Source organism: Proteus sp. CD3, assembly GCF_008808075.1.
GTDB lineage: Bacteria > Pseudomonadota > Gammaproteobacteria > Enterobacterales > Enterobacteriaceae > Proteus > Proteus appendicitidis.
Window position 1 is genome coordinate 3,576,447 of sequence record NZ_CP019686.1, and the last position, 25,814, is coordinate 3,602,260.

Genomic DNA, 25,814 nt, shown 5'->3' on the forward strand with positions numbered 1-25,814 from the left:
ACCTTTACTGAGCAGGCTTAGCTCGGTATTTCTTCCACATTGATTTTAACGAAGGTCCAATAATGGGTAGGATCAACGTCAGTATTGCAATGCCTAAGAATGTCGCGGTAATTGGGCGTGTATACAGAACCGATAAATCACCTTGAGACATTGTTAATGCTCGACGTAAGTTAGATTCCGCCATTGGCCCTAAAATGATACCAATGACTATTGGTGACATGGAGAAATCTAGCTTAATCAATATATAAGCAAGAAGCCCCGTTCCCATCATGATAAACACATCGCGAATATCGTGGTTAACAGAATAAGCCCCAATGCTACACAATACAAAGATGATAGGCACTAATACGCGACGCGGAACATCCATCACTCGGACAAAAAGTTTCATACATAAGAAACCTAAAATGCCCATTAAAATATTCGCAACCATTAAGCCAATAAAAATGCTGTTGACTTCAACGGGGTTATCCGTAAAGAGCTGAGGTCCTAATGCCAACCCTTGCACCATAAACGCACCCATAATAATGGCAGTCGCACCATCACCCGGAATACCTAAGGTCATTAATGGCACCATACACCCACCCGTTACTGCGTTAGCACCCGCTTCTGGTGCAGAAACGCCTTCTGGTGAACCATGGCCGAACTCTTCAGGGTGTTTTGACCAACGCTTCGCTTCATTATAAGAAATAAATGAAGAGATATCGCCACCTACACCGGGAATGACGCCCACACCAGTACCAATCGCTGATGAACGTAAGTACGTCGGTAATACGCGTTTAAAATCTAACCATGTTGGTAATACACGGTGAATACGCGCACTCACTTTTCCTTCTGGGTTCTTTTGACGGCGTTCACGGTAATCTTCTTCAAAGCTAATTAAACCTTGAGAGAAAGCAAACAAACCAACGAGGATCGGAATAAAGGAGATCCCGCCCATTAAGTACACAGTATCAAAAGTAAATCGCATACCCGATGTCATCGGATCAAGACCAACTGTTGCGATAGCTAACCCAATTGCACCGCCCATTAATCCTTTGATAATCGATTGCGATGATACACTGGTAATAATACTTATGCCAAATACAGCGAGTGCAAAATACTCAGCGGCAGAGAAACCTATTGCAACTTTAGCCAACTGAGGTGCAATTACAATCAGAGCAATCGTACTAAATATCCCCCCGAACATAGAACCCATGGTGGATAAACCCAGTGCTCGCCCTGCTTCGCCTCTTTTCGCCATTGGATAACCATCCAACACCGTTGCAGCAGAAGCGGGAGTACCCGGCGTACTAATCAGTATCGCAGTAATGGAGCCACCATAAACGGCACCACAATACATTCCTAATAACAATAATATCCCTGTCATTCCTTGAAAGGAGTATGTTAATGGGAGTAGCAATGCAATTCCCATATTGACTGTTAAACCAGGTAATGCACCGATAACAATACCTGCGAATACCCCTAACAGTAGTACTGTGAATGTTTCCAAACTGAAAACAATCATAAATGCATCTAATATTTCCATATCAAAGCTCCTTTCCTGCGTTACTCAAGAAAAACAGGGATTGGTAGAGGTGAATTGAACAGGAGTTCAAAGAAAAGATACGACATCACCACAATCGCAATAGGAACCACGATAAGTGAGATCTTTTTGCGTTCATTCATCAACCACATAATGATTGGGATAAGGAGCAATGATGAAATAATGAATCCTAAGAAATATAAGCCTACTGCGTAGAATATTAATAAAAATCCTAAACCATAAGCCCGTTTAACAGCCGTCGAACTTAAATCAACAGAGCGGTGGACGTGTTTTGCTTTATCTATAATTACACTGATCCACTGAAAAATCCCCAGTAAAATAAACAAGATAGCTAAACCATAGGGCCAAAAACGCTCCCCAGGTACACCATACTCGTCAAATATGCTCATATCACGGGAGAGGTAGATAATAAGTAGCCCAAAAACTACTGAAATCGCACCGATGATGGTATTACTTTTTGTCATGTCGGGATCTCCCTGACCAACCCTATCCGCCTAAACGGACAGGGTGGTATCACTATTATTTCTTCAGTGTCGCCGCGATGAGCTCAGCGTACATTTCGTGGTCTTCTTTCATCATTTGGTAAGCATCATCACCTGTGATAAACACAGGCATAATACCTTGTTTTTTCAACGCTTCTTGGTAAGCCGGTTTTTGAACTACTTCAGAGAATGCACCGACTAACTCATTTTTCACGTTATCAGGTACACCCGCTGTTGTTGCTAATACAGCCCAAGCACGCATTTTCACATTGGTATCTAACTTCAGTGCTTCTTTGAATGTTGGTACTTCTGGAATAAGAGGGAAACGACGTTCGTCCATCACACCTAGAACACGTAATAAGCCACCATCAACGTGTGATTTTACTGCGCCGGGTGTAGTTAATACGCCATCAATATGATCACCTAATAAAGCTGCGATTGAGGGACCTGTACCTTCGTTATAAGGAATATGGTTAAATTTAGTTCCTGTAGTACGTTCAATATTCACACCTGCAAGATGGAAAATAGCGCCCATACCGGAGTTACCAATTTTCAATTTTCCTGGATTCGCTTTTGCACCATCCACAAAATCTTGTAGTGTTTTATAAGGTGAATTAGCATTGACGACTAATACAACAGGATCTGCAATCGTCGTGGCAATCGGAGTAAAGTCTTTATAAGTCACTGGCGATTTCCCTTGGTGAGGGAACATTGCCAATTCAACCGTTGTCATGACTAATTTTGTGCCATCTGGACGCGCATTAGCGACTTCAATCAGACCGGTTAAACCATTACCGGTTGGTTTATTGATTGGAACAAAAATACGACCCGCCGGCATGATATCTTTAGCAAATTCGGCAATAGTACGTGCAGAAGTATCAGTACCTCCGCCCGGATTTTTCGGGATAATTACGTCAATATTTTTTGTAGGATACGTTAACTGTTGGGCGACTGCATTCCCCATGCCCAGTGTCATCGTAATCGCCAACGCTGCGAGTAGACTCTTTTTCATAAAACCCTTTCTCCACATTTTTATTGAGTAGCCATTAATTGCTGATAAACAATGTTTTTTCGATTCCAAGTAAAGGTAACGTGTAGGGTATTGTTTTCAGCAATAATCGCCGGATATGAAAATTCGCCTTCCCCATCGAGTAAATCGAATGGTTCAGACCAAGTACTGCCATTATCGGATGAAAGACTGACAGAGATGGGATAACGACGGCTCCAGTTACCTGAATTCGGGTTATACACCAATGCCAGTTGACCATCTGCGAAGGAGACGACATCAATGCCGCTATTATTATTTGGTAATATTGTTGCATAAGCTGGACACCAACTGCGCCCATAATCCGTTGAATCGCTACGATAAATTGTACCGCGCGTACTCCGCATCATGGCATGCACATGCCCAGGCCGGGATTCCCATAGTGTTGGCTGTATCACGCCATCCCATTGAAAAACGCGTTGTAGATCAGTCTCCCATAAGGCATCGTCCTTTAAACCCTGCCAGATTTCATGTTCCGCCTGTTCACCTTTATGGTGTTCAATTGGAATATCCACTCGCAACCAGTGTTGACCGTTGTCACTCGATATATCGACAAACGCATCCCAGAATTGGTCATCCTCAACCGATCCTGGTGCCAACCACTCGCCATTCGACATCACTAACACTTTATTTTTCACAGGACCTCTAGGTGCTACATCACCAGAAACCAATTCACTCGGTAAACTCCAGCTATTTCCGCCATCCTTCGAGATAACGTATTGGGTCGTCCAACTATGTACGTCGGGACCCGTTTTATAAAACAGCCAGATATTACCTGTTGATGGGTCAACATGTAAAACTGGATTCCAGTGCGCAACACCCGGATTTTTAACAACAGGTTGAGCGTGTTGCCAATGATCAACCTCTTTCATCACTAGCCAGATAGCGGTATTACCGCTACCTTCTTTATCACCAGCGAAAAAAGCGGTTAACAAACGCTCAGAATTAGGCACACGCACAATCGTTGAAGCATGGCAGTGATTAAAAAGTGAATGCGCATTATCAAGCACAAACTGAGTTTCCTTCATCACGAAAGGCATATTCCTACTCCTGTGTCCTAAATTAATCTAACGAAAGCCACTTTTTCATATTCTCACCCAGTGCAGTCATGCTATTGACGGCAGAAGGGAAAAATGAGTTTTCAAACTGACTGCTGTTGCGGGAACGGCAGACCAGTGTGCTGAAATTACCAATCAGACGCTGATGATATTTAGCGCATGCTGGATAATCCAGTGTTTCGGTCATCGCTGCTGTTGATAAATAATCTGCTAACACCGCAGCCTGCTCTGGTTTATCTTTCCAATTCTCATAAAGCCAAACATAAAGCTCTGGATGGAAGTTTGCCATAACACCACTATATGCCTGACACCCTGCTTGGAATGACGCTAATAGCGTTTGGCTGTTCGCATTAGCTAAGTGCAAACGAGTTCCTTTTGATAATGCCAAACGACGTTCTATCATCGGAAGAGAACAGCACGTATCTTTGATAAAGGTAAAGCGATTACTTTGTGCGCACCACTCTACAATCTCTTCAGATAACAAGCGTTTGTAAGGATAAGGGCATTCATAGATACCCAAATCAATCTCTTTTGGTACCACATTGGTTAAGACTTGTAGTGTTTCCAGCGCTTTATCATCCGACTCCCCGACTAGAGCCAAGCGATTACTGATCATAATGACGCCATCGACGCCTGTACCCGCCATTGCCTGCAATTGTTCTTGTTGCTGACTTAATGCGGTTGCAGTATGACCAGAAGCAACTACAGGTACTCTTCCATCTGCTTTTTCAACGATAAAACGGGTAAGTGCTTGCGTTTCTTCATCACTTAAATAAAACATTTCGCTTGATTGACAGGCGGCAAATAGCCCATGTACACCAGAATCGATATACCAATCTACAAGACGCTCTAATGACGCCCAATCAATCTCCCCTTTGGCATCAAAAGGGGTTAGCATAACAGGCCAAATACCGACGTATTTTTGCTGACTCATCATCAATTCCTTACAGTAAGTTAATGGCATCACCTGCCACTTTCACTTGGATACCTTGAGTCAATGCTTGGGCAACGAATGCTTTTAGCACAAACGCCAATTTATCTTCATCGACATAAGCCACAGTAATGTGGTTACTTTGATGTCCCGCCATAAGGTCATCACGAGTTACGCCATCTAACGTACAGTTTAATAATGGCCATTCGTAGTTAGTTGCTCTACGGCGACGTTCAAATTCTGCTTCAGGTAATTCTACCGCCACACCCGTACCGATATGCATAATCACATCAGTGCCTTCATAGTGTGCACGACCCCATAACAAGCGCCCTGCCTTGCCTTGGCCTGCGATAGTTGAACCTCCTTTAGGGAAGAACATCGGAGGCTGGCGATAACCTGTTGCACCTTTTAGCCCACCTTTGAGGTGTTCAAAAGGAACAGAGCCTGAAATTTCCATATCCCAGTAGAATGTTCCTTCATACTCACTACCCCAACGAATATCATGCAGTGTGGTTTCAGCAGGTAATCCTAATGATGTTAATAAACGCCATAACATCGTTTGAGGAATCGCCGTACCCATATCCACTTCGTTGATACAAGGAATTGGCGTGTTAGGGCAGATTATCTCGCCGTTTTCATCTGGCAGAGGGAAGCGCGCGGTTGAACCAATCGCCCCTTCAGCAAAATCAGACGCAGGGCAACAATCTTTTAAGCCCTGCTGATATTGCACACCCACCGCAGTTAAACCAAAACGTTTTACGAAACGCGCCATTGCAATCATCATGGCGCACTGCTCCATCACTTGTTCACGAGTGAGTTCAGTTTTGTCATCTTGACCAAACATAAACGTCATCCCGTTATCTTCGTACCACTGTAAACATGCCTCTCTTAATTCTGTCGGTACTTTCGCCATTTCGACCAGTAACGCAGATTGAGAAAGGGATTCAATTGGCATACCAATATTGATCATGGCCTGTTGTGGGAAGACCCCGTTAATCATTCCCATACAGAATGTATCGAACAAACCTATTATTTCTTTATTTTTAATTATGTATTCGCCGACTTTACGACCCACTTCGCCGGCTTCTGTCGCCATTACCCTGTGTGTTGGCGCAATATCTGTAAGATAGTTAAGCTTATGATTTACATAACCATATTTTAACCAAGTAGCTAAACCATCTACAAAGAATTCATCATCAAACGCTTCTGACCATAAACGTGAATAATTTTTACCTAAACTGGTCATCGTACCCGCTAAACACAACATGCCCACCAGACCCGGCCATGTACCATCAAAGTTAGCCAGCAGTAAAATAGGGCCACGATGGTGTGCTAAAGAAGAGGCAATATGGTGTGAATATTGCCATGCGGTTAATAACACAATCACTGGCGCATCAGGATCGATTGCGGCAAACATATCGCAACCTTCGCGCTGACTGCTGATAAAACCATGACCGCGAGCTTCATTAATCTCATGAGCGCGCTTCATTTTGTAACCTAGAGCTTCTAATGCTACAGCCAGTTTATCCTCAAATTTTTTCTGTACAGGCCAGCATGTTACGTTTGCAGGCTCTCGTAAGTCTGCGTTGGTAACCATCAGGATCTCTTTTTGACCTGCGGTGATGGTTGTCGGTAATTTTGGTAGATTTAAGTTCAACATAAGATATCCCTGGTAAGGTAAACTCGGTTCATAATCGGAAAAATTAGTAGTCAGCAATCTGACATCATTTCGTTATAACGTTGCTGATCTTGATACATCTGCAAATAAACTTGATATTTAGCCTGATGGAAGGCAAACGTGCTGCTATCTGGCGTGATAATGCCACCTTCTCGCACCATTGCGCTGGCAGCGCTAGAGAAATCATCAAAGGCTTTACATGCTACGGCACCTAATAATGCGGCCCCTAAATTCACCGCATCTTCTTCTTGCGCTAAATGGATTTCACGACCTGTCGCATTGGCATATTCGCGTAGCCACAATGGATTTTTCGTTGCACCACCACACATCACAATACGATTGATTTGATGTCCCGCATCTTCAAGTGTGTCGATAATATGGCGTGTGCCATAAGCAATAGATTGCAGTGTCGCAAGGTAATAACGCGCTAAGGCAACACGGCCACTTTCCAGCGTTAATCCGCTTACCATGCCTTTGGCTGCGGGATTGGCGCGCGGAGAGCGATTACCATGGTGATCAGCTAACACATGAAACTGTGCAGTTGGATATTGTTCTGTTTCTTCCAATTCAGCGACAGCTTCATTTAATAAGGCGTAGTAATTCACCCCTTTTTCATTCGCTTCTTGTTCTAATTCAGCCCATGATTCATGACGACGAATAGACCACTCGACTAACGCACCCGCAGCACTTTGACCGCCTTCATTTAGCCATAATTCGGGTAACATCGCGCCAAAGTAAGGTCCCCAAACACCCGGCACCATAATGGGATATTGACTTACGATCATATGGCAGTTAGACGTACCACTGATAATTGCCAAACTGCCTTCAGGTTGTGATGCCGTTAATGCCAAGCCACCCGCATGTGCGTCAATAATGCCAGAAGCAACAATGACACCCGTGTGCAAGCCAAACGCGTTGGCAACCGACTCATCTAAGCAACCGGCTTGTTCACCTAACGCAAGGATGGTTTGTGGTACTTTTTCTAATAATTCATCCAAACCGACATCGGCTAATAAGCTCTCACTAAATTGTCCCTGATGTGCTAAATAGTTCCATTTACAGGTTAATGTACAGGTACTTGCTACATCTCCTGATGTTGCTTTCCAAACTAAAAAATCAGCTAAATCAAAGAATCGCCATACGTTTTGATAACGCTCTGGATAATGATTTTTTAGCCATAGAATTTTTGGCAACTCCATTTCAATACTCACTTCACCACCGACATATCGCAGTGAAGGATCATTGGTCAGATTGATGGTGACCGTTTCTTGTACAGCACGGTGATCCATCCACATGATGATATCTTGCTCCGCTTTACCGCTTGGTGAAACAGAAAGCCCTTTACCGTCTTTACCCACTGCAACTAAAGAACAAGTGGCATCAAAACCAATAGATTTCACATGGATAGGATCAATAGCAGATAACGCCACCGACTCTTTTACAGTAGTGCAAACTTGCTGCCAAATATCGGTAGATGATTGCTCAACGAAATCCGTTTTTGGGCGGAATTGAGCAATAGGGCGGACAGAAAAGCCCAAACGCTTTCCATTGCTATCAAATACCGCTGCACGGACACTGGCTGAGCCAACATCAACGCCAATAAAATATTGTTGTTCCATGCGAACCCTCATCATTTGCTAACGCTATGCTAATTTTTGCTACTTCGAGTTAGCAAGTTAATTCGAGCATGACGAAAAAACAATCACAATAAGATTGGTTTGTGATGCAGATCTACATAGATAACTTAATGTTATGATTTTATTGATAATTTATTTATTTGGCTTTATGCGTTATTGATATGATGTACTGAATCGATTATGTTCGTTATAAAACTAACGAACATTTAATTAATAAAATAAGTAAAAGCACTTATAAAAATAGGATTATTTCGATAATAAATACCCTTTGATAAAAAGATATCTCACTAATAATGAGAGATATTATTTAAAAAATAATGAAATAAAGAAAAACAATAATATTCCTATTGCTATAACGCTCTATTACTTTATTTTTAATAAGTTAATTTAAACTTATATATTCTTTTTTGGAGCATTTAATTATGTTGAAAAATATTACTATTAGTCTTTCCCTACTTCTTATTTCCTCTTGTGCCTTCTCAGCAACATTAGCTGAAAAAGAATTACAACAAAAATTTGAAGATAATATTCAATCTCGTGTTGTCGATTTAAATAAAAGCTGTGATGCCAATATAAAAGTGGCTTTTGATTGGTCGGCATTTACTGCTGATGATTTAAAAACAACAGGTGTTGATAGTTATTGTAGCGAAGGATTAAAAGGCGTAATTAATACTTGTGAAAGCTCGAAAATAGCACAAGAAACGGTAAAAGAAAAAATACAGAATATTACCTGCTCTAAAGCAACACCTCGTCGTGTTGAACTCAAAGATGGCACGCTAAACTTTGGTATTGATTTCAATGCTGCAAACGATGCAAAAGCAGTTCAAGAACATTTAATGAATAATCTTTAATTTTTGCCAATAAAAAGCAGCAATATTTTATTGCTGCTTTTTTATTACCGCTTATTGATTAAATAACGGATTGAATTAATTTTTTTGAATAATCCTGCGTGACTTTACCTAGGTTATTTATCTCACACAATTCAATATTTTTACCTTGTAAAAAGAACATCACTTTATCGCAGAAATAAGCCACCGTTTGAATATCATGACTAATAAAAAGATAAGAGAGTGTAAATTCTTCTTTTAACTGTTTTAATAAATCTAATATTTGAACTTGAGTGGGAATATCTAAAGAGCTAAGCGCTTCGTCTAATACAATAAGCTTTGGATAAGAGGCTAATGCGCGACATAAACATACTCTTTGAGCCTGCCCTCCAGAAAGCTCAAATATATAACGTGTATAACAGCTTCTAGGTAATTCTACTTTATCTAAAAAAGCAAAAATAAGTGTTTTCAATGCTTGAGTGCTAATACTTGGATTAACGATTTTAATCGGCTCCGCAATAATTTCTCCTACCGTTAATGTCGGATTAACCGAGGTCATATAATCTTGAAAAACAATACTGATTATACCTTGGAGATGAAGCCGTTTGGTAACAGGCTTCTTATTTAAAAAAATAGCCCCGCTATCAGGTAACTCTAATCCACAAATTAAACGCGCTAAGGTACTTTTACCACTGCCACTTTCACCCACTAAACCAAAAGCTTCACTCGAATGAATATTAAAAGAGAGTGAGTCGATAACCTTCACTTTTTCACCAAATAGTGTGTTATTTTTTTGAGTATAATACTTACTGATATTCTCAACGTTTAATAACATAAACCCTCTTTTATTATGCTGATATTAACCCATTTTTTGATTAATCAATTGCTCGAAACGTAATGAAAGCTGTTGGCGTGCCTTAATTAAATAACGCGTATATTCTTGTGTTGGATGCGATAAAACGGTTGTTTTCTCGCCACATTCAACCATTTTTCCTTTTTGCATCACTAATATATCGTCAGCAATTTTATTGACTATCCCTAAGTCATGAGAAATAAAAATCAGTGTTGAATGATGAGTTGTGACGATATGCTGTAGCAGTTTTAAAATATCTTGGCGAAGAGGTGCATCAAGTGCCGTTGTCGGTTCATCTGCAATTAATAATTTCGGTGATAAGGCAAGTGCAATCGCAATCATCACACGTTGTAATTGCCCACCACTTAATTGGTGAGGAAATTTTTGCATAACAGATTGAAATTGATCAGGAAACACATGAGATAATGCCAGCTCAGTTTCTTCTATGGCGCGCTTTTTAGAATAGGAAAAATGGTAGATTAACGTTTGGCAAAATTGCTTTCCTATTCTCATCAGAGGATCAAAAGCACTCATGCCATTTTGCACAATCACACCTAAAGATGTCCCCAATAAAGCTCTACGTTGAGAAAGCGTCTCATGACTGATTTTCTTCCCATTCAAAAAAATCTCCCCTGACATGGCTAATTGTTCAGGTAACAATCCCATAATGGCTTTACTAATCAAACTTTTGCCACTGCCGCTTTCGCCTACAATCGCTAATGTACGCCCTTGCTTTATCGAGAAAGAGATATCATCAACCAGTTTTTTTCCGCTTTCTTGATGAATAATAGAAACACGCTCAAGCGTCAGTAAGTTGTTCATGCTTTTCTCCTACTGACTGACGATTATCTGGATCAAACACATCACGTAAGAAATCACCCCAAAAATTAAATGCAGTAACAACAATCGTGATAGCAATCCCTGCGGGTAACATTTGTTCTGGATGTAATACCATGACATTTTTTGCTTCACTAAGCATATTTCCCCATTCTGGCGTTGGTGGTTGTACACCTAACCCTAAAAAAGAGAGTGCCGAGATCATTAAAATAACACTACCAATATCCGTTGATGCTAAAACAATAGTTTCAGCAAAGGTGACGGGTAATAAATGACGCCGTAAAATATGACGAGAAGGAGCGCCAATGACCTGCGCGTATGCAATGTAATTACGATGGGAATATTGGCGAACAACCCCTCTGATCATTCTGGCGTACCATGCCCATTTCACTAAAATAACGGCAATTAAGATATTACCAATACCCGGTCCCATTATTCCCACTAGCGCTAAGATCATAATTTCTGCGGGAAATGACAAAACCACATCACATAAACGCATAATTAATGTATCTGTCTTGCCATGGAAAAATCCGGCTAACATTCCCATTAACCAACCAACCATTAATGTCACACTCATGGCTAATAAAGCATAAAATACCGTTGTTCTTATACCAAACAATAACCTTGAAAAGATACAGCGCCCTAAATTATCCGTACCTAACGGGTAATCAAAGCTTATGGGTTTAAATTTCAAACGTATCGAAGTTAATGTGGGATCATGCGGTGCCAACCAAGGGGCGAATATTCCGGCAATAACCACAATTATCATCACCAATAAACACAGTTGGGCGCTTTTATCTTTTCCGAGTCGTTGCCAAAAAAGCCGCCACATCATTATCTCCTTAACCGTGGATCAGCCATCATTTGAATGACGTCCATCAGAAAATTAAAAAAGAGAAATAACAGTGACATCAATAAAATATAAGCTTGTATCATCGGATAATCACGACCAAATATAGCACTGATACATAGTCGCCCTATTCCCGGCCAAGCAAAAATATTCTCAATCACTACCGTACCCGCAATAAGCTTCGGAATACTCATCCCCAATGCCGTTAAACTGGAATACAGCGAATTACGTAAAATATGACGACGTAAAATAAGATTATCGGGTAATCCACGCGCTTTGGCATAAAAGACATAAGGCTGATGCCATTGATTTAACATCGCACCGCGTAATAGCCGTAAATAAGTGCCGATATACCCTAAAGAGAGAGCCAGAGCAGGCAAAATAACAGACTGAGGCGACAACATTCCGCTGACAGGCAACCAATCTAAATAAACAGCGACGCCCCAAATTAATAGCAATCCTAACCAATAATTAGGAATAGCCGTTAAAATAAACACGATGAAACGGATACATTTATCTGCAACACTTTGAGGTTTAGCCACGCACCATAATGCTAAAGGAAGTGTCAGAATAATAATAAAGAATAGCGCGGTAGAGGCCAGCCAAAGTGTTGGCGGTAATGCCCGTAACATCTCTTGAATAACAGGGGTTCTCGTAAGAAAAGAAGTACCAAAATCGAGTTGTAAACCTGCCATTAACCACAAAAAGTAACGCGTAAAAAAAGGCTTATCTAACCCTAATTCATGGCGCATACCTTCAATAGCTTCGGGTGTTGGTACTATTTCATTGACGCGTAGCGCAACTTCCGCAGGATCAGACGGCGCTAATTCCAACAGAATAAAGGCAATAAATGAAATGATCAGCGCCAGCGGAAATATCGCCAGCACTCTCCAAAATATATAACGTAGCATAAGATTTGGTCAGTGAAGCACATTGATAATACGTGCCTCACTTATTTTGGTTACTCTTATTGATGCATTAATTAAGGCTTAAAGCGCATCTTTTCAAACGGTATTTCATATTGTGATGGATTAAAACCTACGTTTTCTAATTCACTACGATGAATTGCCTTAGTACGTGAATAAGTTAACGGAATATACACAGCTTGCTCCGCTAATGAGGTAAACAAGGTTTTATAGAGTTCCTGACGACGTGCTTCATTAGGGGTAATTAATAACTCGCCAATCATGGCATCCAATTGGGCTTTATTTGCCAACCCTTTTTGCCCTTGGTAATCTGCGTGAGCCGGTATTCTAAAGGATGAAACAAAAGAAGCTGGATCGTAAGGTGTTCCCCATGAGAGTGAATATTGTAAATCAAAATCACCATTTTTTTGTCTATCTAAATAGGCTTGTTTTTCTTCGCCTAAAATTGTTAAACCGACACCAATCTTTTTAAAGTCATCTTGAATAAGCTCGGCTATCTCTTTCTCGACGGCATTATTCACATTATAAGAGAGCAATAACTGTAATTTCTCACCTTGTTTCTCGCGGATAGCCTTACCTTTTGGTAATACCCAGCCCTCTGCTTCTAATAGCTCAATCGCTTTTGTTGGTTGATAAGCATAAGTTGGGGAAGCAAAATCACAGTAAGGCACACTGCGCGCCATTAAAGTATCAGCAACTTTTTCACTACCCGCTAAAATACCTTGTGCAATCCCTTCTTTATCAACCGCATATTGTAATGCTTGGCGAATTTTTTGGCTGGATGTCATTGCACGGCTACTATTAAGCACAATCGCACGAGAAGCGATCGGTGCGCTCATTTCAGTTTTGAATTTATCTGACGCCATAAGAGCTTCAAATGAATCCATATCTAACATGTCGCCATCTGCACCAAAAATAAGCTGAATATCCCCTTTTTGTAGAGAAAGTAACATGGTTTGTCTATCGGGGATCACTCGCCACATCACACCATTTAATACGGGCTTCTCTCCCCAATAATTTGGATTAACTTTAAACTGAGCATATTGGTCTTTTTTATGCTCAGTTAATACCCAAGGCCCTGTACCAATATAGTTGGCAACACCCGTTTTGGTTTTGCCATTAATAAAAGAATTTGGCGAAATAAAGCGGAATGGGCGAGTTAAACCTAATTCGGTTAATGTTGGGTAATAAGGATTTTTTAGATTTAATTTAACCGTGAATTCATCAACAATTTCAACGTTATCAATCTGACGAACTAACTCTAACCACGCATGACGTTCATAGTTGTCTAGTACCGCTTCAATATTTAATTTTACTGCTTTAGCATTAAAGGGTTCACCATCGCTAAAAGTCACATCATGACGTAAAAAGAAAGTGTAGCTCTTTCCATCAGGAGAAATATCCCAACGCTCCGCTAAATAAGGTGCAACGCCTTTTTCGGTATTTAATACAAGGGATTCAAATACCATGTTTTGTGCCGCCATCTCACCAGAGTAGAGATGCGGGTTAATATCACGAATGTCTTTTGTACTGGCATAATCCAACATATTATTACTTTTATCTGCTAATGCGGGGAAAGCACATGCAAGTGTTAATAATAAGGTTGGGAACACTGAAAATAAGGGCTTCACGTTATTCTCCTTTAATCATCTATTCTTTGTTTTTGTGCGTGGATCATAAACATGGGTGTTGAACCATAATTGATTTTTTCTTCTTCGTTCCACACAAAATCACCAATATGAGTATCTATCATATATCGACTAAAACCGACTTCTAACAAGGTATTAATATCCCATTGTGGGCGTTTAATTTGACTTAACGGTAATTGGCGAGCAATTCGTTCCATCTCTTTGGTATCTGTATTGACGTAGTGATCTTCAACTTGTTTTTCAGCCGAACGCTCTCTATCGGCCACAAAACCTTGCCAGTAATTTTCATCAAAAAGATGTAAATACCAGTTAGCATCAAAATTAATCAAACTACCGCCCGGTTTTAATACACGAAACCACTCCGAATACGCTTGTTCAGGTGCCTTTAAATTCCATGTCACGTTGCGACTAACCACTAAATCGAATTGTTCACTGGCAAAAGGCAATTGGTGTACATCACCACGAATAAATTGAATATTTGCCTGATGTGTTTGCGCATTGTGTTTAGCTTCTAGCAACATACCCTGCGTTGCATCAATCGCGGTGACATCATGACCCGATAACGCTAATAAAATGGCAAAAAAACCTGGCCCCGTACCAATATCAAGCACTTTTAAGGTTTCACCTTCTTTGATATGCCCTAATAACAGATGACGCCATTTCTGTTGTTTTTCGCTCAGCAATTCCTGTTGATTAGACTCACTATAACTTTCAGCTCTGATATTCCAGTAGCGCGTTACATCATTAAGTAATTGGTTATTATTTATTTTATTTGTCATCAGAAACCTGCTGTTATATCAACGTAAAGAGAGGAATAAATTCCTCTAAAAGCGAATGATTTGGCTATTTTTTAGTATGGGTAACATACCTTGTAACGCCTTGCTGCTCTATGTGCTATATCAATATTCACCAGTACTCAATAAGGATGGACTGCCAATTTGCGATCTTTATCTTTAACATAAATGCGCATCCTAATGGGAGTGAAGATAAATAAGCAAATGGATTATTTCCCCTGTTAAAATAGAGAAATAAATTGAGCGAATTTAGAAATAAAATTTAAATTTGTCTTATATTAAAAAAACGAGCGCTTTAATTTCACCTTTTTTATAAAACCGTTATAGTCAATAATATTGCTATCTTAAATTGCTTTCTTTAAACGAATATAGCCGTCACATAAGGCTCTCTAAAATATGAATCGAATCTCACGATTAACGGCTGATATTACCCGCGCCGATTTTGCTTTAACCCATCAACAGCAATTACTCCAATTGCTGACTCAACACTTTCCGACTAAGTATCGCTCTCTATTTGCGACGCCAGAGAAAAAGTCGGATGACGTGGTTGAATGGTATTCGCCTGTTTCTGGTAATCCTGTCGCTTTAACATCGTTACAAGGGCAAGAGCAGCAAGAAATAAGACGTATTTTAGATGAACGCCTTAACGATATTAAAACGCAAACAGCGCTATTAGCATCGCAAAATAGAATTACGGATGAAGAGCGCCATATTTTAGATACGGCATCCACGCTACCTGATAGCGAAAGTGTCTATATTATTAATGGGCAACCCGTTATTACCTGGTGGCCACGCACAACACCATTACCCCCCCCTATTGCACAAGTCACCGCAGGTGCAAGTGCCGCGGCTGCGGGTGCCGCACTTGCCAATATACCCGCCAAAACACGTAACCGCTGGCTACGTTGGTTATTACTACTGTTATTCTTACTGTTTTTGATCTTATTGGCATCTTGGCTGAAAGGCTGTTTTGATCCGAAAGCATTTCCTCCTGTGGTTGAAGAGAAACCAGCCGTTGTCATACCGCCACAACCAGAGCCTGTTCCGCAGCCAGAGCCAATCCCTGAACCCGCGCCAGAGCCTGAACCTGTGCCTGAACCTGAACCAATACCAGAACCCACTCCAGTACCTGAGCCAGAGCCAGCACCTAAGCCTGTGCCAGTGAAAAAACTCACTCCATTAGAAGCTTGTGTACAAGATGAAGTGAAAAAAACGGGTGTGACAGAGAAAACGGCAAATGCGACTTGTGAAAACCGCTTAGCAAACAAAATTAAGCAAATGTGCCCTGCCGATCGCCCTGCGGAACTCGCGCCTCAAGTGATCCTCATCTTTGATGCTTCCGGCTCTATGGCGCTGAGCATGAGTTTAACAGAAAGTGATTTAGACTATATCGCTTCAACTGGGCAACTTTTCCCAGGTTATGATGCCGAACCTCGACGGATCACAACAGCAAGAAACGCAGCAATAAAAATCATTAATAACATTCCGTCAGATATGAAAATTACCACCGTTGTGGCATCTGACTGTGGTGTGGTGAAATCCAGCCCTGCTTATGGCGGTAATGAGAGATCAAAATTACTCAGTTACATTAAGCGCATTGAGCCAGATAGTGGCACACCATTAGCCGAATCTATTAAACGTGCAGGTAATTTAATTAAAGGCAATAATCGTGACACTATTATTGTGTTGTTATCAGACGGTTTAGAGTCTTGCGATCAAGATCCTTGTGCGGCAGCCAGAACCTTAAAACGCGCTCATCCTCGTGCCGTCATTAATGTGGTGGATATTTTAGGTACAGGCGCAGGTAACTGTGTGGCGAATGCAACTGGCGGTCAAGTCTTCACCGCGCGTAATGCGAATGAAGTCAGTTTAATGACTCGAAAAGCAATTGAAGATTATATTCCAAAGAACTGTAAATAATGATTGATTACTGTTTCTAATATTTAACTCACCCTCTTTGGTTTAACATTGAGGGTGAATTTTTTTCACGTATCACGCGCATTTTATTATTATATTGAAGTTGAAAAGCGCTATATCTTATCTATTTAAGACCATTCTTTAATTAGGTGATTTTTTTCTTTTCTTATTCTCTCATTATTCAGAATAAACCTATTTTGTGATTATTATCACAACAACCAGACGATCATTAATAGTCTGTCCTTTTATATTTTGTCTTTTTTTTCTTCTATTTCATTATTTTTTAATGTAAAACTCAATATCTCGGTGATTTAATCCATATATTTAAGAAAATATAGCGCAACCTGTAACGTCATTATTTAATTATCCTAATCGTTACCTTAATATTCCCTCTTTCACTCAAGAAAAATAAAAAAACCTTTAATAATAATCAGTTAATTAACCCGAAATAATCCGCTAGATAGACACCCAATTTCTGATAATATAAAATGTATATTAATTTTATATCTTTATTTTTAGCCTTAAAGCCTATTTACGGATAAGCCAACTTACCCATAGATAATCTTGCCTAGCGGAATGATCGTCGTGAATAAAGCATTCTTACGAAGTGGTAAATTAGAAAATTACCTCCCTATGGGAGAAAATGGACAGGCTGTTTATATCTCTGCCCTGCAACTGCGTGAAACTCTGCGTTTAAGAGGAAAGGCACATATTTCTCAATGTCTTGCGATCCCTCAACCCAATGAAACGGGTGAGCGCATTGACTGGTATTCACCAATTGACGGCTCTGTTATTCCTTGGTCTGCGGCTTCAGAAGAAGAGCGCACCGCCGCTTATACTCTACTGAAACAAAATCAAGATGACTTAATCGCCTTTAGCGAAAAAGAACAGCAAAGGGCTGGAAATAAAGAGAGTCAGCTTTTTGGCGCACTGCTTAGTAAAACTATCCAATTTCCTGACGAAAACCATATTTTTATTGTTGATGGGCAGCCAATTATTACCTTTTGGGGCTTTGTCAGCGCTAATCAACAACTGAGAGTTGACCCTGTTGCTTGCTTAAAGCCAGCTGTCGCGCCAATCGCACCAACATCAACAGTGGTTCCACCAGCACAAGAAAAAGTCATCATTACTGAGACTAAGCGCCCTTGGTGGCGTTTCTTATGGTGGCTGTTACCTTTATTATTACTGCTACTCGCTATTTTCTTCTTAAGAGGCTGTTTCTCAACGCCAGCGTTACCTACGGTCGATATTAAAACGCCAGATATTGAAGCGCCTAAATTACCCGATCCGACACTTGAAAAGCCGAAAGTTCCCACAGTGGTAACCAACGGTCACACCGTCGGTGTGCCAACAGGCACCATTCACACAGGAACATTAGGCACTGTGGATGCGAATGGAAATGTGATTAATGGCACTGACGGTAACGGTGCGGTGGTTGATCCTAATACGGGCTTACCTGTAGTTGATCCTCAAACAGACAATAACCAAGGTGCCTTACCTGAAGGAACATTACCTGAAAATGCACAACAGCCGGATGTACCACCGGTTGATCCTGCTGCACAAAATGAGCAACCGAAAACAGATAACAACCCAAATACAGGGAATGAGAACAACACGCCTAACCCTCCTGTTGATCCCAATGCCCCACCCGATGTCACACCGCCTACAACAGCGGATAACACAACACCACTGACTATTCCTGCGAATGCATTAGCGAATGGCTCCACTCAATTCCTAAATGGTCAATGGAAAGCTGGGGCGGGAATTCAAGACCAAAAAACAGGTAAACCACTGAGCCTGAATTACCAACTAGATAATGGTAAAGGACAAGTCGTAATGACACGCAGTGATGGCGTGACCTGCAAAGCGCCTGTCAACGCAGCCGTTAATCAAGGTGGATTAAATATTAATAACCAAGGTCAGGCTCTGTGTAGTGATGGTTCAAACTATTTGATGCCAAATATTATTTGCCAGCCAGGAAGCCAAAATATTGCTGATTGCCAAGGGAAATATGAAAACAGTCAGCCATTCCCATTATCAATGAAGCGGGAGAATAACTAATTCATGTTAGCGCCACTGACCGATTATAAAGACAAAATTACCCTTATCCGAGACAGTAATATTCAGTTTCTGGATTTCGGTTTTAAGCTACCACAGCGCAAAGAGTACGGTGAGTTTGTTAAAAAAGGCGAAAACGGCCCGTTAATGCGACTCATCTATAATGAAAGAGACGATAACTATCTTTATCCTGCACCTAAAAATCAGCCTCAAACACCAAGAGAAGCTGAATTTAGTTTCTCCCTTGAAGAGTCATTAACACTATTAAATGACACATGGCTGCCAGTGCCATTTTTCCGTTTTAATCCACCACGCGCATTCTCTCAAGGCCCTGATAACTGGGTAAGAATGATGTTCCATCAACTGCCAGAGCCAGATGAAGATGGGCATACACACCGCGTTGTTGTGGCATTTGATACTCGTATTGAGCCAAATCGCACCAATACCGCGTATCTGGCACCAAACGAAGAAGATGTTCGCTCTGGTGTTGCTTTTGCGCTGGCCTATTTAGGTTATGAAGTTGAGAACTTCCTTGAAACACCGTGGATTGATGGTTGGTTAAAGGAAGTCTTTAGCGAAAGAGCGCTGGCTGTCACCAAAATGTACCATGATGAACTTGAAGATGCGCTCAAAGAGTTTCAACATCAGGCACATTATCTCAATTTACTTAATATTTTAGGTGAGAAACTACACTTACCTGAAATCAAAATTAACGAAACTAAACCACAAGAGCCGGCGATTGAAGTTGATCTTATTCTTGATGTGGGTAACTCACGCACTTGTGGGATCTTAATTGAAGATCACATCAATGATAACAAAGGGTTAACGCAACTCTATGAAATGACTCTGCGTGATCTCAGCCACCCTTATCAAATCTATAATGAGCCATTTGAAAGCCGTGTTGAATTTGCACAAGCTGAATTTGGTAAACAAGATTTTTCAGTTAATAGCGGTCGCAACAATGCCTTTATGTGGCCCACTATTGGTCGCGTTGGCCCTGAAGCCAATCGCATGGCAGCACAACGCTTAGGTACTGAAGGCTCTACGGGTATTTCCAGCCCTAAACGCTATTTATGGGATGACTCGCCGTATTCTCCAGGTTGGCGCTTTAGTCGCTCTTTTGGTCAAACAGACAGAGAGCCACTGGCGACCGCGGTTCCGATGACATACCTTCTAAACGATCACGGTGAACCGTTATTCCGTTTAGAGCCTGACGATCGCATGCCAGTATTTACGCCAAACTATACTCGCAGTTCATTAATGACCATGATGTTAACCGAAGTGTTAGCACAGGCATTAACACAAATGAACAGCCCAGCTCAACGCCTTAAAATGAGTCACGCAAGTGCGCCTCGTCAATTGCGTAATATCATTTTAACGATCCCACCCGCGATGCCAAAACCCGAGCGCGCTATTTTTGAAACGTGCATGGAAAACGCATTAGGGCTAATTTGGAAAGCAATGAATTGGGATCCCACAGACGAAAAACTGCGTTTTGATGGTAAAGATGAACAATGTCGTATACCGATGCCAAACATCCATGTGAAATGGGATGAAGCCACTTGCGGTCAGTTAGTTTATCTCTATAACGAAACACAAATTAAATTTGGTGAGCGTACTGAAGCCTTTTTTGCCAGCCAAGTGCGTGAAGATAACCGCGCATTAACGGGTGATAGCACGTTAAAGATTGCCTCCATTGATATTGGTGGTGGAACAACCGATCTCGTTATCACACGCTATAAATTGGATACGGGTACAGGCAGCAACGTCAAAATTATTCCAACACAGTTATTCCGTGAAGGATTCAAAATTGCGGGTGATGATATTTTATTAGATATCATCCAGATTTGCGTATTGCCAGCATTACGCACCGCATTAACGGATGCGGGTATTTCTGATGCCGATGCGCTGATGTCTTCTCTTTTTGGGAGTGAAGGTTTAGATGCAGGGCAACAAGTGTTGCGCCAACAACTTACCTTACAAATTTTTAATCCAATTGGGTTGAAGATTTTAAGCCAATACGAAAACTACGATCCCTTAGTTCCTCATGAAGGCATTAACAGTACTTTTGGTGAATTACTTAACGTTCTACCGACAGAACATGTACGTCGTTATATTGATGACGCAACCAATAAAGAGCTAGGTGGTGGCGACAGCTTCTCCATTTTAAATGTGCCGGTGCAAATTAACTTTGCGCAATTACATGCTGAATTTATTTCGGGTGAACGTATTAATATTACGCGTAGTTTAAAAGCGCTGTGTGAAGTGCTTTATTACTACTCCTGTGATGTTTTACTACTGACGGGGCGCCCTTCTCGTTTACCGGGTATTCAAGCGCTATTAAAAGTATTACAGCCTGTACCGCCTTCTCGTATTCTGCCATTACACGGTTACAAAACAGGGGGTTGGTATCCATTCAACAAAAAAGGTCGTATTGACGATCCAAAATCAACTGCGGCAGTTGGTGCGATGTTGTGTTTAATGGCTGAAAATGCACGTTTGCTTAACTTCTATTTCTCGACAGGTAACTTTAAAACTTACTCAACAGTACGTTATTTAGGGATGTTGGATAACAACAACACGATTTCCGATAATGACGTTTACTACCGTGATATTCAGGATAAATTTGAGCCTGATCCTGATACCTATTTTGAAGTCAGAGGCGGAATACGCTTAGGTTTCCGTCAATTGGATAATGCCCGTTGGCCTGCATCTCCACTTTATACTTTACGCATTAAAAATCCGAAATTGGCACAGCAACTTAGCCAAGAAGACAGCGTATTGCATATCAAACTTGGAGAAGAAAGAGGGGCTTCTGGCCATAATGATGACAATAAATCTGAAAAACTACGTATTGAAGAAATGGAACTTATTAATGGCAAAGGTGGCGTTAATAAGAACGGTTTAAGCTTCAAACTCAATACGTTAGCAGATAGTGGTATTGGTGAAACATCCTATTGGCTGGATAGCGGGAGTGTATTAGGTAAATGAATATGATGGATGAAAAACAGTTAACAGCCAAATGGGATGCCATTTATCAAGGTGCAGATAAAGCCATTGATTGGATAACTGCCGTAAGAGGTAATGCACCGCGTTTAAATACCGAAGCCGATAGCCTTATCTATCGTCTGCGCCGTAGCCGTAATATGGCAAAAAATCTCAGTTTAGCGACACAGCGACCAATGTCTGTCGGCTTTTTTGGGCTATCACAGGCAGGAAAATCGTACCTGATTTCAGCACTTGCCGCAGGGCAAGAAGGTCGATTAAGAACAAACATGTCAGGCAAAACCCTTGATTTTATCGACCATATCAACCCACCGGGCGGCGGTAAAGAAGCCACGGGATTAGTGACTCGCTTTAGTCGCAATGCCACAAAAGGTACGCAAGAGTTTCCTGTTGAGCTGCATCTTTTTAGCGAAATTGAGATTGTTAAAATTCTCGCCAATGCTTACCTGTATGACTTTAATCAGGAAAAAATTGAATTTGAGTTAGATGATGAGAAAATTTCTCGTTTAATCAATTCATTAAGCACACAACGCAGTGCAACACCTGTTGCGGGTATTACTCATGATGATGTTGTTTCATTATGGGATTATCTGCAACGCCATGCGGAAAAAAGCCAGAAAAAACTGGCGACAACCTATTGGCCTAAAGCGATTGAATTAGCGCCTTATCTCAGCATTGCGCAACGCGCTAAACTTTTTTCTGTTTTATGGGGTGATATTGCAGAGCTGACATCCGCTTATCAGCGTTTTAGTAGCACACTCGCTTCTTTAGGTAATGCATCTCTTGTTTTGGCTCCGCTCTCTTCTTTAGTCAAAGAGCAAGACGGCGTGTTAGTACAAGAAGACAGTATTATGAACGTAGATATGTTAGAGCGTCTCAATACTGCCAATGATAGCCAGATCAGCATTTGCCCTGTTCATGGCGATCGTATTGACGCCCCTGTTACCCTTTCGTTAGCAGAATTAACTGCGCTGACGGTCGAATTAGTCGTCCCGTTATTAGATGCGCCAAGTAAAGCCCTGTTTGAACACGTTGAACTGCTCGATTTTCCGGGCTATCGCGGGCGTTTAGGGGTAGAAACCATGGCGGACGTACGTCGTCAAGTCAACGATGACAGTGCTAATCCGCTGGCACAGCTTATTCTTCGGGGTAAAGTTGCCTATCTGTTTGAGCGTTATACTGATAACCAAGAGATGAATGTGCTGGTGGTATGTACCGCATCAAATAAACAATCAGATGTGAAAGAAGTCGGTGCAGTCCTCACAGAATGGATCAATAACACGCAAGGTAAAGATGCATTAACGCGCGCTAAACGCCCTTCTGGCTTAATTTGGGCAATGACCATGTTTGATATGCGTATTACCAACTCTTTAACCATGAATGAAGCGTTATTACGCCAATCATGGGGTAAAGGTGGCATGATCAAAATGGCTATGTTAGAGCGCTTTGGCCAATATGAATGGATGTCCTCAGATTGGATCAATGGCGAAGCCTTTAATAACACCTTCTTAGTGCGTAAACCGGGTGTACCTACCCCGTTTATTCAAATCAGTAATGGCAAAGAGACTGTCTTAAACGAGGACAGTGTTTCACAGCTACATCTGATGAAAAAAACGTTTACTGAAGACGAAACTGTCCAACGCTATATTCGAGAGCCAGACCAAGCATGGGATGCTATGTTGTCGCTTAACGATGGCGGTATGCAGCGCCTTGCGGATTATCTTGAAACTGTCGCCTTAAAATCACTGAAACTTGAACGTATCAGCGAACAACTGCAAGAAATTCAACGCGATTTAATCGGTCATCATCTTGAAAAATGGTATCAATCAGGTGGTGAAGAAGAGCTTCAAGTCAAACGTCGTAACGCAGCCACTATTTTACGCTTTATGCAAAGTCGCCCTTATTTACAAGGTGCTTTACTGGAGCACCTATTGCCTTCGCGCAAATCACTCTACGACCTGTATATGCAAGAAAAAGAGGTTATCGATACGCTTTCAGATAACAAAAAAGCGACTCAAGCCCCTGTTTCTGCTTTTGCGGCTATAGAGCAACCGACTTTTGATCTCTTTAGCGATGCACCAATTTCTCTAGTGCCTGAAGAAGATGAAGCTCCTAAAGGTCACGGCAATGAGGTGACCTATCCTAAAAAAGTGATGGCATTATGGATAAACCATCTGCGTAGCCTGCCTGATAACAGTACCTTGTTAACCTATTTAGGCATTGACCAAGAAATTATGGTGCTGTTAGTCGATGAACTTATCACGGCAATTAATCGCCTTGGTGTTGAACAACGCATGTTGAAAACCCTTGCTGGCACCGAAGCCATTGCCCGTCGTGATGACTTAGCCGAACAGCAATCATCTCGTATTTATAATGTACTGGGTGATTTTATTACTTGGTTTAATTTCAAGGATAACGGTGTTGAGAAGCCAGATAGCAAAATCAATGTCGGTCATAAAATCTTTGAAAAACCCGATAACACGAGCGTGCAATGGGGTGATGATGAGCGTTTAGTCCGCTTACCTACCAACCCTGTTAACTACACTCTTTTATTTGTGATTGATTGGCTTATCGCCTTATCAGCGATTATTACTGAGAATGCGGGGCATTCTGCGGGAAGAGAGATCAGTGCTGAACAAAACGCACTATTAGGCCAAATAATTCAAACCATGAAATCATCCGTCGTGGAGTCATAATTCGTGTTTAATCCAGAATTAAAACCCGTACAACCTGCTCGTCCTGGCTTTGCGGTATTAAGTATTCGTAATTGGGAAGGTGACGCTTCCCCTGTTTATTTAAGCATTCAGCGTAACCAAGATCGCTATTTCTTAAATGATCAAGGGGAATGGGTAGGTAATGCCTTTTTCCACCAGCTTTCACTAGAAGATGCTGATGACGGTTATCAAATCGTTCTTGATAAAACGTTGGTTGATCCCCTTGTTAGCAACTTACAAATGGCGTATCAATTTACGTTAAAAGACGATAATGAAACTCAAGATATCGGGCGATTACGTATTCGTGATGGCGTATTAGCCTCACAAGCACAAGGTCAAAGTGAAGCATTAAAATCAACGGCGACATTAGATAATCAGCCTGTTCCGCCTGCACCTATTGTTGAAGAAACACCACCAGAGCCAGAACCCGAACCTATCAAAACTGGATCTGAAGAGCCTGAGTCAATTATCCCTGCAATCAAAGTAGATGAACCGCCACAGCGACCAACTCCACCCGCGCCGAAAAAATCAAAAATTGGCTTAATTTTAGCCATTATTTTGATCTTAATTTTAGCGGGTGTCTTAACATGGTTCTTCTTACTAAGAGGCAATCCTGCAGGCGAGCCGGCACCACAACCAACACCTGAACCCGCCACTCCAAGTGTATGCAGCGTTGAAAACATGAAATCGGGTACTGCATTAGCCTTTGTGCAAAATTGCATACAGAGCCAACCAGATAGCAAAACTATCCTTGCAACGATTGAACAAGCAAAACAGAACAATCAATGTGATGTTGCTCAGCGTTTATATGCTTATAAAGCCCAATCAGGTGATGTTGATATCGCACTGAATTACGCTCGTGAATACGATCCAGAAACCGCATCAGCACAAGGCTGCTTTAGTGCAGACAAAGAAACCGCCATTTATTGGTACGAAGCGGTTCTAAATCATGACTCACAAAACAGTGACGCCAAAGCGCGTCTTGAAGCTTTGAAAAAATAGGAAAGTC

At 41.3% G+C, this 25,814-nt stretch carries 19 protein-coding genes; 6 read left to right on the top strand and 13 right to left on the bottom strand.

Annotated features, from left to right (window positions below):
* Positions 1-4 precede the first annotated feature (4 nt).
* Genes BTA34_RS15955 through BTA34_RS15985 form a run of 7 tightly spaced genes read right to left on the bottom strand, consistent with a single transcriptional unit; the run spans position 5 to position 8,356 of the window.
* Complete coding sequence (locus tag BTA34_RS15955; RefSeq protein WP_151436394.1) at positions 5-1,525, bottom strand: tripartite tricarboxylate transporter permease; 1,521 nt, start codon at positions 1,523-1,525, stop codon at positions 5-7.
* Positions 1,526-1,545: 20 nt separating this feature from the next.
* Positions 1,546-2,007 (bottom strand): tripartite tricarboxylate transporter TctB family protein, encoded by a 462-nt coding sequence (locus tag BTA34_RS15960; protein ID WP_151436395.1) that lies wholly within the window; start codon positions 2,005-2,007, stop codon positions 1,546-1,548.
* A 55-nt stretch (positions 2,008-2,062) separates the two neighbouring features.
* The gene (locus BTA34_RS15965) at positions 2,063-3,037 is read right to left on the bottom strand and encodes a tripartite tricarboxylate transporter substrate binding protein (protein ID WP_265576115.1); all 975 of its coding nucleotides are present in this window, start codon (positions 3,035-3,037) and stop codon (positions 2,063-2,065) included.
* Between the two features lie 20 nt (positions 3,038-3,057).
* Positions 3,058-4,110 (bottom strand): sialidase family protein, encoded by a 1,053-nt coding sequence (locus BTA34_RS15970; RefSeq protein ID WP_151436397.1) that lies wholly within the window; start codon positions 4,108-4,110, stop codon positions 3,058-3,060.
* 22 nt (positions 4,111-4,132) lie between these two features.
* Positions 4,133-5,062, bottom strand: a complete 930-nt coding sequence (locus tag BTA34_RS15975; protein WP_151436398.1) for a dihydrodipicolinate synthase family protein — start codon at positions 5,060-5,062, stop codon at positions 4,133-4,135.
* Positions 5,063-5,072: 10 nt separating this feature from the next.
* On the bottom strand, positions 5,073-6,719 hold the full coding sequence (locus BTA34_RS15980; RefSeq protein WP_151436399.1) for a signal transduction protein: 1,647 nt from the start codon (positions 6,717-6,719) through the stop codon (positions 5,073-5,075).
* Between the two features lie 50 nt (positions 6,720-6,769).
* Entirely contained in the window at positions 6,770-8,356 is a 1,587-nt protein-coding gene (locus tag BTA34_RS15985; protein ID WP_151436400.1) for an FGGY-family carbohydrate kinase, read from the bottom strand.
* Positions 8,357-8,796: 440 nt separating this feature from the next.
* Between BTA34_RS15985 and BTA34_RS15990 the strand changes: the two genes are divergently transcribed.
* On the top strand, positions 8,797-9,225 hold the full coding sequence (locus tag BTA34_RS15990; RefSeq protein WP_151436401.1) for a hypothetical protein: 429 nt from the start codon (positions 8,797-8,799) through the stop codon (positions 9,223-9,225).
* A 58-nt stretch (positions 9,226-9,283) separates the two neighbouring features.
* Here BTA34_RS15990 and BTA34_RS15995 read toward each other — a convergent pair whose 3' ends face one another.
* The 6 genes from BTA34_RS15995 to BTA34_RS16020 form a co-directional block, all read right to left on the bottom strand.
* Positions 9,284-10,036 carry an ABC transporter ATP-binding protein gene (locus tag BTA34_RS15995; RefSeq protein WP_151436402.1) on the bottom strand — a complete coding sequence of 251 codons (753 nt, stop codon included), beginning with the start codon at positions 10,034-10,036 and terminating at the stop codon, positions 9,284-9,286.
* A 24-nt stretch (positions 10,037-10,060) separates the two neighbouring features.
* Positions 10,061-10,876 (bottom strand): ABC transporter ATP-binding protein, encoded by an 816-nt coding sequence (locus tag BTA34_RS16000; protein ID WP_151436403.1) that lies wholly within the window; start codon positions 10,874-10,876, stop codon positions 10,061-10,063.
* Complete coding sequence (gene opp1C / locus BTA34_RS16005; RefSeq protein ID WP_151436789.1) at positions 10,854-11,723, bottom strand: nickel/cobalt ABC transporter permease; 870 nt, start codon at positions 11,721-11,723, stop codon at positions 10,854-10,856. Before opp1C ends, BTA34_RS16000 begins: the two co-directional genes overlap by 23 nt.
* 2 nt (positions 11,724-11,725) lie before the next feature.
* Positions 11,726-12,652 carry a nickel/cobalt ABC transporter permease gene (opp1B, locus tag BTA34_RS16010; RefSeq protein ID WP_151436404.1) on the bottom strand — a complete coding sequence of 309 codons (927 nt, stop codon included), beginning with the start codon at positions 12,650-12,652 and terminating at the stop codon, positions 11,726-11,728.
* Positions 12,653-12,723: 71 nt separating this feature from the next.
* Positions 12,724-14,298 (bottom strand): nickel ABC transporter substrate-binding protein, encoded by a 1,575-nt coding sequence (gene nikA, locus BTA34_RS16015; RefSeq protein ID WP_151436405.1) that lies wholly within the window; start codon positions 14,296-14,298, stop codon positions 12,724-12,726.
* Positions 14,299-14,309: 11 nt separating this feature from the next.
* The gene (locus BTA34_RS16020; protein WP_151436406.1) at positions 14,310-15,095 is read right to left on the bottom strand and encodes a class I SAM-dependent methyltransferase; all 786 of its coding nucleotides are present in this window, start codon (positions 15,093-15,095) and stop codon (positions 14,310-14,312) included.
* A 411-nt stretch (positions 15,096-15,506) separates the two neighbouring features.
* Between BTA34_RS16020 and BTA34_RS16025 the strand changes: the two genes are divergently transcribed.
* The 5 genes from BTA34_RS16025 to BTA34_RS16045 all read left to right on the top strand — a co-directional run bounded on the left by BTA34_RS16025 (position 15,507) and on the right by BTA34_RS16045 (position 25,807).
* Positions 15,507-17,030, top strand: a complete 1,524-nt coding sequence (locus tag BTA34_RS16025; protein WP_151436407.1) for a vWA domain-containing protein — start codon at positions 15,507-15,509, stop codon at positions 17,028-17,030.
* Positions 17,031-17,612: 582 nt separating this feature from the next.
* Positions 17,613-19,088, top strand: coding sequence for an SrfA family protein (locus tag BTA34_RS16030; RefSeq protein WP_151436408.1), 1,476 nt, complete (start codon positions 17,613-17,615; stop codon positions 19,086-19,088).
* Between the two features lie 3 nt (positions 19,089-19,091).
* Positions 19,092-22,076 (top strand): virulence factor SrfB, encoded by a 2,985-nt coding sequence (locus BTA34_RS16035; protein WP_151436409.1) that lies wholly within the window; start codon positions 19,092-19,094, stop codon positions 22,074-22,076.
* Positions 22,077-22,078: 2 nt separating this feature from the next.
* Complete coding sequence (locus tag BTA34_RS16040; protein ID WP_265576116.1) at positions 22,079-24,787, top strand: putative virulence factor; 2,709 nt, start codon at positions 22,079-22,081, stop codon at positions 24,785-24,787.
* A 3-nt stretch (positions 24,788-24,790) separates the two neighbouring features.
* On the top strand, positions 24,791-25,807 hold the full coding sequence (locus tag BTA34_RS16045; RefSeq protein WP_151436411.1) for a hypothetical protein: 1,017 nt from the start codon (positions 24,791-24,793) through the stop codon (positions 25,805-25,807).
* Positions 25,808-25,814 lie beyond the last annotated feature (7 nt).